We start from the raw sequence: 11831 nt of genomic DNA, 5'->3' as shown, positions 1-11831 counted from the left end.
AGATGTGTATAAGAGACAGACATAACTGAGATGTTTTGGCTTTCTTTTGTCAGAAGATGCTTCGACTTCGGACACAACCGAGATGTTTTGGCTTTCCCTTGTCAGAAGATGCTTCGACTTCAGACATAACTGAGATGTTTTGGCTTTCCCTTGTCAGAAGATGCCTCGACTTCGGACACAACCGCGATGTTTTGGCTTTCCTTTGTCCGAATATTTACTGTCTTTATTTCTCTAAAGCATTTGACTATGATTTTTACTGTGATTTGACCTTAGAAACCCTACGCGTTTGATAATAGGTATGTTTGCACCTCAAAACGGAACCCGTTAGTATCCACTCGTGACCTTTAACACCTTGATCATAGCTTAAATATTAGTATACATGTACATGTCTACTTTCGGCCTTCTATCTCTGAAATTCTATCTTGTAATTGCTTTTGTGTTCGGCGTATTAAGGCAGACTCCAACATTAAACACTCATCAGGACGGATGCTATACATACTCCCTCCAGATACAACCTTTCTCATTCTTCCAGCAGGGACATCTACTATTTTTTCTTCACCTGTTTCTTTATCAATAATTGTTTTCTTTTCTATGATTTCTTCGTATTGATCATCCCACTCATCATAACAAAGAATTCCATAGTCAAGTGCATTTAACCCATGACTTTTAAACACTTCATCAATTTCTTGCGCGATGATGCCGAAATGAATCCTTGCTTTATTTCCTTTTTCTTTTACTGCATCTTTAAAACGGAACTCCGAGTACTCTACTTTTGACCATGCATCAAGGACTTTATCGGTAATAGGTTTTATATCTCTTTTTGCATTTCTATCAGACGTATTTATGATACCCGTACTTGTATAAAGTTGTTTAAAACGTTGTGAAGAGCTACCCAAATTAATAGAATTATCTTTAGTAGGCTTAAATGCAGTATTGTCAAAATAAGCAATACTGTCAGTGCCTGAGCGAAAACGAATAAATGAATCTGACGCTGAGCTTATGGTCAAGTCCCCGGATGTTGATGCAACCGTCGGGTTTTTTAACGTTTCTAAAAATTTCAAGCCCTTATTATCTAGTAACGCTGCGGCCGATGCTCCATGAAGAAAACGAACAGCTGAGGATTCATCAGCTGAACGTAAATCTAACTCACCTGATACTGCTCCAAAACCATTTGCATTCATCCTTCTGGTTGTGCTAGCACCGTCAGAGTCACCTATAGGTGCAAAATTATCAAACTGAACTGACGATGGGATAAACTCTTTACTTAAGTTACCTGTCATACCTGATGCATATAAATTGTTAGTATTGGTTGTACATGTAATTAACCCATATGTATCGGTATTATCGAATTTGACGGTTGAACCATTAGGGTTTTTCGCTTTAATACTTGACCGTTTCTCAATGTGGCAACCATAGAACATTACTCTGTTGGCTTGGTCCAATTTAACACGGTAGGGTTCAATTGATGCGAATCTACAACTAAAGAATCTTATTCCTTGAACAGATTTATTCGCATTATTCGCTCTAGCATCAATAAACATTGATCCACCCGCTGAATCCGTTAAATAATCTCCACTTGCAGAGTTTCGTCTAAAGTTACTATGGTGATCTGTACCATAAATTGAACAGCTATACATCGAAAAGTCTGAAAACCCGAATGCACCTCTCCAGTCAGGAACTCTTTTGCCTAATTCTTCATCATAGTATGTACCGTTACCACCAGGTAGGACTCCAGCAACGTGAATACCCCATTTCGCGCCTCTTGTGAAACACTTAACTAATGTGCAACCATCGCCACCGCTTACATTATTTGTGTTATCGTAAAGATTTCCGTTTAGGTCTTTAAACCGCGGTAAATTGGTTGCATGTGTAACATCAAAATAAAAACCTGCTTGTCTAAAATAACCTAATACGTGTACATTATGAGCATAGAAGTGTGTACGACACCCAACAAAAATACCAATATCCCATTTAGCTCCATAGTTCCTAGGGGAATTGTCTTTCTTATCAAAATCTAAAAACACGGTAAAGTCTTTTAAAACGACATTTTCCGCTTGAATATTTAAAGCAACCGAAATCGGATCATCCTGTGAACTAAGTGGATTTTTACGATGCTTTCTTCTCGTAAGTACTCTTTTTTTACCAGTCCCCTTGACTAAAAATCCACTTATTTGCCGGTAATCTTTTAAATCGTTATCTCCATATCCAGAACCAGAACCAATACCTTCTATAACCATTGGAACTTTAACTTCGATTTCACCAGTAATAACCGATATCCCAGGGATGATAATCTTTGTTTTATTTTTTTCTGCAAGTTCAAAGGCTGCTCTTATCGCATTTGTATCATCAGCAACCCCATCAACCTTTGCACCAATTAAAGGTGCTGGCGGATATTTAATATTAATTCCTCTATTTTTTATATCTTCATCGGTATCAGACAATTTTTCGCTTAAAGCCTCTATTTTTTCAGGTTTTTCCTTTCCATTACTATCTTCAATTGGTGTTAAACTTTGACGTTCCCAATGTCCAAGTTTATATCCATAAAAGAATGATAATATCCAAAGTAAAAAATTCACAATGAAGTTTCTTCGATTCATAAAATCCCTCCTATATTATTATTCGAGTTAAAACTAATGATTTGAGGGGCATTCTAAAAAAATTATAGGTAGTTACATATAGTGGCAGATGATACCTTGGAAATAATCAAGATTAAGTTCAATAGGAAAGTTAAAATGGTTACTTTAATATTTTTTTGTCGATATCTACTCATAATTTGTAGATATTTCCCGGGAATTTGTTGAAAATTGGAAAATGGTGGTTTTCATTGGAGCGAGGGTAAATTTTCAAATGAATCAGGTACCGCAATCTTTGTTTTATTGGTTCATACTAATCTTTCATTTTATTGATACACAGTATTTTTAGCTGTATCATCTAGGAAGTTGCCCGTATCGCAAAACGATATAAGGGCTCCAATGTCAGCTTGAACAAAGTACGTGTACCCACTTTTAAAAACTTTTCACTCCAGATTGTGGCAATACTTTTACAGAGTGGTGTGGATTCCACTTCCTTGGAAGAGAATGGACTCATTCGTCAGATGTAAATCATGTCGCATATCGGACTTTCTTTTCTTAAAGATGAAAGTTCTGGGGATTAATTGCAAGGTATATCGCCCAGCGATACGAATCATAAAAATAGTTGTCCAGGCCCTTTCCTGTGAAACGCTATTAAGGACACGATGTGCTGTTGGAACCTGTAAACCTATATTTTTAACTATAACATATCGCTTATCAGTTGGATCTCACATCACACGTGGCTGTGAGTTTATTGGTTCATACTTAACGTCTTTTTATTGATAACAAGGTCTTTAGCTGTACCATCTAAAGACTTGTCCGTATCGCGTAACGCTATAAGGCTACGATGTCAGATTCAACAAAGATAGTAGGTGTACATTCCCGCTACCCAGGAAGAGAATGACTCATTCATCAGATGTAAATCATGTCGCATATCAGTTCTTAAAGAAAAAGGCTCTTGGGGTTTAATAGCAAGGTATATCGCCTGGCGATATAGGACAATCAAAGTGCAGTTCAACCCTTTCAAGATTGCTCTAATAAAGATGAATGAGGTATTGTTATAGATTCATAAGCTCCTTCTCCAATCTTTAAACAGCAAACTCTAAAGAGCCAAAGTAGGTATCTTATTTTCGGAATATAGAGAAAAGTCCTCCCCATTTTTCTTTAGGTTTTTGTATCGCTTCTTCTAAACGTTTATTGAAATCATTTTGTAAAGACCATTCTTTTTTCTGTTCACCCCGCATATTTTGTATTTCTTTTTGTAAGAGTTCAGATTTTTGTTTTTCTTGTTGCAGCAATGTTTCGTAATGGTTCTTTTGTTGTTCAGTTAATTTTTCAATTTTAGCATTCGTTTTTTGCGCTGAATTTCCAATAGTTGAACTTATAATATGATGATCTTGCTGAAGCCGGGAAACCTTTGTTTTAAGCTCCAACATATCGTTTGTCAGTTGGACATTCATTTCACGAGTGGCTGCGAGTTCATTGGCTAAAAACATTAAGACCTCTTTTAATTGATTAGGATCTTGAGGTAAACTTTCATATGTATTGGTAATGGCCATCTTTGTTTCAATAGATTCTACTAATCTCTCTCGTTGTTGTTCCACAAGATCTTTTGCTGTATCGTCTAGGGACTTGTCCGTATCGCGTAACGCTATAAGCACTTCAATGTCAGAATGAACAAAAATACGCCGATCGCCATCCTTTAAAAACTCATATCCATTCTGCTCTAAGATTTGCCCATACTTTCGGACAGTGGGTGTTGCAATCCCCACTTTTTCTGCCACTTCCTTAGTAGAGAAAGCTTGTTCGTTAGGTTGTATATCGCGTCTCATATCGCACCTCCTATCTATTTACTATGAGGGAATTCTATCAATTTGACAAGTGTTATATCGCCTGACGATACGAAACAATAAGAGCTGATTTTTAATCAGACGTTTGATGAACAGAAAAAAATCTTCTCAATAGTCTATGACTTATGAGAAGATTCTTTTACTCTTGCTAAAGTGTTTAAAAATGATTTTACACGCTAAATCTAAAATGTTCCTATACCTTATCAAAATTATCTGGATCTGCAAACATACGGTGGTCCTGATTTAGGGCATTAATTTTCTCCATATCCTCTTGTGAAAGTTCAAAATCAAAAACATCAGCATTTTCGGCAATACGGTGAGGCTTTACTGACTTTGGAATCGTGACTACTCCTGTTTGTATATCCCAGCGGATAATAATTTGGGCAGTAGATTTATTGTGTTTTTTTGCAATATCAACCAAAATTGGTTCTTCGAGCAGGCCTCCTTGCATTAATGGAGACCATGCTTCAAGCTGGATTCCATGCATTTTACAAAAATGATGTAATTCTCTTTGATTAAAGCGCGGATGATATTCTACCTGATTAACCATCGGTATAATTTCACATTTTTCTATGATTTCTTCAAGGTGATGTATTTTAAAATTGCTTACACCAATAGCACGTACACGTCCATCCTTATACAGCTTCTCAAGCGCTTTCCATGTTTCTATATATTTACCTTTAGAAGGAAGAGGCCAATGAATTAAATAAAGGTCTAGATAGTCAATACCCAGCTTTTCCATACTAATATCAAAAGCTGATAGAGTAGATTCATAGCCGTGATTTGCGTTCCAAACTTTCGTAGTGATAAATAATTCTTCCCTAGGAACATTTGATTCAGCAATCGCTCTGCCGACTCCTTCTTCATTTCCGTAAATGGCTGCAGTATCAATACTTCTGTATCCATTTTCGAGAGCTGTTTTTACTGAATTCACAACTTCCTCTCCATCTTTAACTTTAAAAACACCAAAACCCACACATGGCATTTTTACACCGTTATGTAATGTAATTGTATCTTGTAAACTACCCATATTGTTTATCTCTCCTTTTAAAGAAGTTTTATAACACTAAATAAATTCGTTAAATTTGTCATGACGTCCCGCATAACACTTCTTTTGGATACTTAAAATCTGCATAAATAACTTCATAATCATGATTTTAAAATTATTTATTACCGCTAGGACCAAGAAATCCACTACCACCTGTTACAACTACATTTTTCCTTCTCCCCCTCCATATTCTAAGAAATCATGATTAGATTTTCTATTCTCCCTATATTATGAGAGTCATATTTCAATTTCCCTTTGTTTATTCATTATACAAACTAAGTATATGATAAATAATTAGTAACTTTCAAGCAATTTTTATTTCATTGTGGCGAGATGCTAAAACTTTTTTCTTTCAAATATATGTGATGTTTTGAGCATAATTGTCCTCTTTCTGTCACCTACCTCTTAAAAGTATAGATCATGTGAGATATTCAGAAGGCAAAACAAACATCTTTACCTACATACAATCGATACCAGAAGAAATGAAAAAAGAAGCTTCCCACAAGTTTACTCAACTCATGAGAAGCCTCCGTTAAAAACCTTATGTTAACAAAATGTTAACGCTCCATTCTCATCTTACATAAAGCCCTTATATTTCAAGGGGTGAAGCGGCTTTTACATCATGCCGCCCGTAAGGCGAGAGTGTGTAATATCTTTAACACGCTCTCCCTAGAGTGCAGTAAATCAGGGTTTTACTAAATTACATCTGTAACATCTTTAATGGGCATTGACTGTTTTTCATTTGATTGTGTTAGCAAAATGTTAGCATTTTTTAAATTAATTGGCGCTGAGTAAAGAGGCCTAGTACTATTAAAATTAGTGGCCAAAATTGGCACGCATGAAATCAACGGTTGGCAGCGCACCGACCGTACCAGTTGTAACAACATAGACTTGATTTTCGATAGCTCTTGCATGACTTGTGTAACGAACACGGTGAAAGCCGTGGCGATCGTCTGTACATGATGGACAGAAAATGACATCTGCTCCTTTCGCCTTTGCCATACGAACGATTTCCGGAAATTCAATATCATAGCACGTTAACATAGCGATTTTCCCTTTTTCAGTCTCGAAAACTTCCAGACCGTCTCCGGGACTCATATTCCACTCATATACCTCTGTTGGAGTTATATGAAGTTTCGCTTGTTCCACCACTCTTCCATCCGGGTAAAACATATGAGCAACGTTATAAAGGCGATCACCATTACGGACCACATGTGTTCCACCTATAATGTGCATCTTATATTGTTTGGCAAGTTCGATAAATAATGACCGGTACTTATCGGTATAATGAGGTAATTCTTGGATGGTTAATGCTTCCCCTTTATCGTTGCCAATGGACATAAGTTGAGTAGTGAAAAATTCAGGGAAGATGATAAAATCGGATCCGAATTCTTCTGCTATTTTTATATAATGCTCCACTTGGTCTGCAAACTCTTTAAAAGAGCTAATGGTATGAAGATAATACTGAACGGCTGATACTCTCATTTGCATACAATCCCCTTCTTTCTATTTGTAATAATCATTTAATCCTATTATTAGCGAAATAAAAAATTTGAACAAGTACGCACTTTTTCATTACATAGTGACAAAAACTATACTGAAAAATTTATATAGTTTCCCCTACCTTCTTTTATTTGGATAAAATAATCTTTTCTTTTACATACTAAAAGAAAGAATTACCATTAAACTTCTTCTAAAGTGAAAAAATGGCAGCTTATATCAGTGAGGGATGTTTATGTTTTGGAAAAAGGGTAAAAGCTTTGCTAATGATAGTAGTGACATTCAACAACCTGTGCAAAGGAAGATATCACTAGACTCTCTAAAACAGGTTTTAGACAATATGGACGATGTAGAGATAGTCGAACGCACTACACTTAACGATCAAAAAGTTGTCTTAATCTATTTAAGAACCTTAATTGACCTGGATCGTTTGAATGAATCGATAATAGAACCTGTTATCCAATGTCCACATGCCATGATTTACGAAAGCATTGCCACACCTAAAGTAATGAAGATCCAATTACTTGAAGAGGCACAGAAATTACTCCTCACCGGTGCTGTACTTCTGAATGATTGTATCCAAGAACAATGGTTGGTCATTCCTCTTCCTAACGAATTAAGTAGGGGGATTGAAACCTCTGAAACAGAAACAATTTTATACGGTGCAAAAGATAGTTTCACTGAACAATTAGAACCAAATATCACCCTCGTACGTAGAAGACTTCCTATTACGGAATTAAAAACAGAGAAATATAAAGTAGGTTCATTAAGTGAAACAACGGTTGTCCTAATGTACATAGACGGGTTAACCAATCCTGAATATATATCAATAGCAAGAAAGAAAATCTCTGAAATTAATTTTGATTTATTTTTCGATTCATCCCAGGTAGCGGCATTTATGGAGGAACATAGTCACAGTATTTTTCCACAATTCCAACAAACTGACCGCCCAGATGTTTGTGCTTATTCCTTAGGGCTCGGTAAATTAACGATCTTGGTAGAGAACACACCGTTTGTATTAATTGCACCAATCACCTTTTTTCACCTTTTCCAATCACCTGAGGATTATATTAATCGTTGGCCGGTTGCAAGTTTTTTAAGAGTTATTCGATATTTAAGCTTTTTTCTGTCCGTCACACTGATACCATTTTATGTTGCACTATCAACCCACCATTATCAAATGATTCCCCTACAAATACTATTTGTTTTAGTGGAATCTAGAAGTAAACTACCTTTTACACCATTTTGGGAAGCAATACTGATGTTAACTATTCTTGAAATCATAAAAGAAGCGAGTTTACGGATGCCGACCAAATCTAGTCAAACCTTAGGGGTGATTGGTGGTATAGTTATCGGTCAAGCAGCGGTTCAAGCGGGTTTTGCGAGCAAAGTATTAATTGTATTAGTTTGTATTTCAACCATCTCCTCATTTTTAGTACCAAACTATTTGATGACGAAGGCAAATACACTCATTCAATTTGGTTTTCTTCTCCTTTCATCCATTTTTGGTGTTTTTGGCATTGCCATGGGAGCTGTTGTCATTTTGGCACATCTAAATGGTCTTACTTCCTTAAAACAACCCTACTTTTCACCAGTCGCTCCATTTTACTGGAAGGACTGGATCGATCTCTTTATTAGAGGGCCTTTAACAAACATGAAATCTCGTCCGGATCATTTACACCCTTTACAGAAATTGAGATACAAACGAAGGATGTGATTCAAAGTTGACCACATTTTCCTTATTTGATAAATCATCTAAAATTGACGGAATCTATGCCTTTTTCATCGTCAACCGTTTCCAAATGCTTTACCTATTTTTTTTAATGCCTACCTACTTATTACACCCGTTTATGATTTGGGGCATTGTTGCAATGGCAATCTTTTCCCAACTCAATATATGGCTGTTATGTAAATGGCTAGAATCAAATTATGCTAAAAAGGGATATCAAGGTTTTGTAGAGCTTTTTGGTGTTCGAATGGTAAGGCTTTTGACTTTTATAGGCCTTATATTAATATTAATCAAAATAACGGTGATCACACTCGGATACATAGGAATCATTCATGATTTTATTTTCCCATCAATGAATTCAAATTGGATTATTTTTTTTATTCTTCTTACGAGTTCCTATGTTGCTTCACTTGGAATGAAAAATACTATACGGTTTGTGGTAATTGTTTTTTTATGTGTTTTTTGGATGATTTTTTTATATTATCCGTATTTTATTCCACCAATCGCTGCATTACATGATTTGTATCCCTTGATACCAACAAATTGGACAACTGATTCATGGAAAGGATTGTTACTCATTTGGGCTTCATATTCAGGACCAGAGTATTTAATCTGTTTTATTCCTTGGATCAAACCACAACAAAACATGCGTAAATATTTAACCTATGCGAATGCTCTTTCTACTTCAGAGTATTTGCTATTGTTTATTGCGAGTTTATTCTTTTTCGGTTCAAATTATTTAAGTAAAACTAAATACCCTATTATTCATATGCTTCGATACTTACAATCTCCTATGTTTGAACGACTGGATATTATCCTGATTTCATTACATATGTTTTTATTGGTGTTTGCTATATCAATTTTCTTGTTATGTATATATGGTGCTACAAGAATTATCCTAAAAAAAACAAGTACCCAACCTTCACGTATGGGTTTTGCTGTCACTTGTATTATGTTATTTTTCTGCTTTGTAATTGTGAATAATTGGGTTTGGTCCATTGAAACGGAACAGAATATTCTCCTGAATATTCAAATTTGGTTAAGTGGAATAACTTACTTAATCGTCCCAACATTCTTGCTCCTATTGACAAAGCTAAAAGGGCGTGTAAAAGCATGAGACGAAAGAAAATGCTTTTAGTTTTGGGAATCTTTGTTTCATTAGCCATGATTCCAGGATGTGCCCCATTTGTTGAGAACAACACAATTGAAGATATTGCCCCTGTCTCTTTTTGGTCAATTAGTGAAGGCGAAAAAGGAAAAATAAAAATGAGTACATTAGTCCCTCCACTAGTAAATGAGCCAAAAAGCTTATTAACACTAGAAGTTGATCTCCTTAAACAGGGAGGAAAAGATTTTAATTTAAGATATTATCGTGAATTGAAGGTTGGACAACTCCGTTTTTTTTTAATTCATGAGGAATTAGCGAAACAAGGGATTATTCAGTTGATTAACACGCTATTGACAGACTATGATGTTTCGCAACGAATGTATTTAGTAATCGTTAAAGGTAATTTTGACGAATATATTAACAGACAAGCAAAGAAGCAAGAAAACCTTGATTATTACCTGTATCGGATGCTAAGACACTATGAGATCAATAGACAAGGTGAAATGACCATTATCAATTTGCATGAATATAAAAATAAGCTGTTTTCACCATTTTCAGATCCCGTTCTTCCTGTTTTCAAAGTAGCGAAAGATAACTTTACTTACGAGGGGACTGCTTTTTTTAGCAATGATAAATTAATAGAAATGGTCACAAGTACCGAAGATCAAATATTTCAACTTCTTGACAATGATCACTATTTGTCTTTTTTCCCAATATCCGATTTAGATGTGGTTATTGGACATCTGCGCTCAAGAGTAAATGTGGATTTAGATAAAAATCTCTCCCTAGTTACAATAAACGTGAAACTAAATGGAAGAATTGAGGAATATCGAGGTAATAAAAATTTACTCAACGGACATGAGCTGATGCAGCTTCATCAGGAAATTGAAACTGAATTAGAAATGAAAACTACGGACCTCATAAAAAAAATGCAAGAGCAGAAGGTGGATCCTCTTGAAATCGGGACACACACCCTTAGCCCCTTTTCCAAACCCATCAGCGAAAAGGTATGGTTAGACGCTTGGGGAAAAATGGAAATAAAAGTTAATTATCAGCTTCATTTTGAGTCATTACAAAATACTAAAAATAATTATTAAATTATCATGAAAAGAGGTTGACCCCCTTGGCCGGAGTCAACCTTAGATTACCAGTTAAAATTTACCTAATCGACTCTTGTTTTACTAAAGGATTCAACCCAGCAGTTTCCATATAGTCTTTTCCCCATTTATACATAGCATCGAGAATCGGCATCAAGCTTCTTCCTTGTTCAGTAAGGGAGTATTCTACTTTTGGAGGGACCACGGGATAGACTTCCCGTTTTACAATCAAGTCTTCTTCCAGTTCTCGCAATTGATTAACTAGCATTCTCTGAGTGATCCCTGGCATAAGAGCTTTCAATTCACCAAATCGCTTCGTTCCCTCTTTTCCTAGATGCCATAGTATAAGCATCTTCCATTTACCACCGATAACAGAAAGAGTTAATTCTTTTTCACAATTAAACATCTTATCCTGCATTCGCGACATTTCACATCACCTCCATATTTATTATAACCCACAGTATACTTTTTTCACTATATAAAATATAAGACTGTACTTGTAATATCCTTCTATACATTATATATTAGCAGTGAATATATAATTATATTCTGCTGTACAAGTCAAAGGTATTACTTTAAATTACACTAGAAGAATTACCTGAAACCTTACCTACTATTTTAAAAGGACAAACAAGAGGTAGAATCACAGTAAAGGTTTAATAAAACAATAGGGACTGTCCGATAAGTCCTAAAAAATAAGGCAAGGGGGAAAAACAATTCGTTTTTCTCCCTTGCCCTTTTGAGTTTTTCGATTTTTCTCTGAAAGTAACTGGCGGATGCCTGCTACTTTCAGCATATTGTGGGCTAATGCCACAATCCCAAACTCGACATGTACTTTGTCGAGCCCCCGCAAGGAAAATCTGCGGAACGACCTATTGCCCTTGATGTGACCGAACACACTTTCTACCTCAACTTTACGTTGAGCGTAG

Annotated in this window: 8 protein-coding genes and 1 pseudogene; 3 read left to right on the top strand and 6 right to left on the bottom strand. The window is 35.7% G+C overall.

Translation table 11 applies throughout. The annotated features are described in order from the left end of the window. Positions 1-389 precede the first annotated feature (389 nt). From E1I69_RS22480 to E1I69_RS22465, 4 genes and pseudogenes are all read right to left on the bottom strand, one after another. A complete protein-coding gene (locus E1I69_RS22480) occupies positions 390-2597 on the bottom strand; it encodes a tail fiber domain-containing protein (protein WP_136381763.1) in 2208 nt (735 codons plus the stop codon). Between the two features lie 1097 nt (positions 2598-3694). Then, positions 3695-4402 (bottom strand): hypothetical protein, encoded by a 708-nt coding sequence (locus E1I69_RS22475; RefSeq protein WP_136381762.1) that lies wholly within the window; start codon positions 4400-4402, stop codon positions 3695-3697. 211 nt (positions 4403-4613) lie between these two features. Beyond that, positions 4614-5450 (bottom strand): aldo/keto reductase, encoded by an 837-nt coding sequence (locus E1I69_RS22470; RefSeq protein ID WP_136381761.1) that lies wholly within the window; start codon positions 5448-5450, stop codon positions 4614-4616. 840 nt (positions 5451-6290) lie between these two features. Next, a pseudogene (locus tag E1I69_RS22465) lies at positions 6291-6959 on the bottom strand (carbon-nitrogen hydrolase family protein); the annotation flags it as partial. Positions 6960-7203: 244 nt separating this feature from the next. On the opposite strand from E1I69_RS22465, the gene E1I69_RS22460 reads away from it, so the two are divergent. From E1I69_RS22460 to E1I69_RS22450, 3 genes are read left to right on the top strand one after another with little or no spacing between them, the layout of a single operon-like run. Then, positions 7204-8685: a spore germination protein gene (locus E1I69_RS22460; RefSeq protein WP_136381759.1), complete on the top strand. Its 1482-nt coding sequence runs from the start codon at positions 7204-7206 to the stop codon at positions 8683-8685. 7 nt (positions 8686-8692) lie between these two features. Continuing rightward, positions 8693-9814 (top strand): GerAB/ArcD/ProY family transporter, encoded by a 1122-nt coding sequence (locus tag E1I69_RS22455; protein WP_136381758.1) that lies wholly within the window; start codon positions 8693-8695, stop codon positions 9812-9814. Next, complete coding sequence (locus E1I69_RS22450; RefSeq protein ID WP_347561862.1) at positions 9733-10902, top strand: Ger(x)C family spore germination protein; 1170 nt, start codon at positions 9733-9735, stop codon at positions 10900-10902. The genes E1I69_RS22455 and E1I69_RS22450 overlap by 82 nt, the downstream gene beginning before the upstream one ends. A gap of 61 nt (positions 10903-10963) precedes the next feature. Here E1I69_RS22450 and E1I69_RS22445 read toward each other — a convergent pair whose 3' ends face one another. Both E1I69_RS22445 and E1I69_RS25125 read right to left on the bottom strand, forming a co-directional pair. Further along, positions 10964-11329 (bottom strand): winged helix-turn-helix transcriptional regulator, encoded by a 366-nt coding sequence (locus tag E1I69_RS22445; RefSeq protein ID WP_136381757.1) that lies wholly within the window; start codon positions 11327-11329, stop codon positions 10964-10966. 261 nt (positions 11330-11590) lie between these two features. Continuing rightward, on the bottom strand, positions 11591-11831 hold a 241-nt coding region (locus E1I69_RS25125), incomplete at its 5' end, for a transposase (protein WP_242634679.1).

The sequence above is a fragment of the Bacillus timonensis genome, from assembly GCF_004799755.1.
In the GTDB taxonomy this organism is placed as follows: Bacteria; Bacillota; Bacilli; order Bacillales; family Bacillaceae_L; genus Ferdinandcohnia; species Ferdinandcohnia timonensis_A.
Note: the sequence above shows the minus strand (reverse complement) of the source record. Positions and strands in the feature narration are given on the sequence as shown.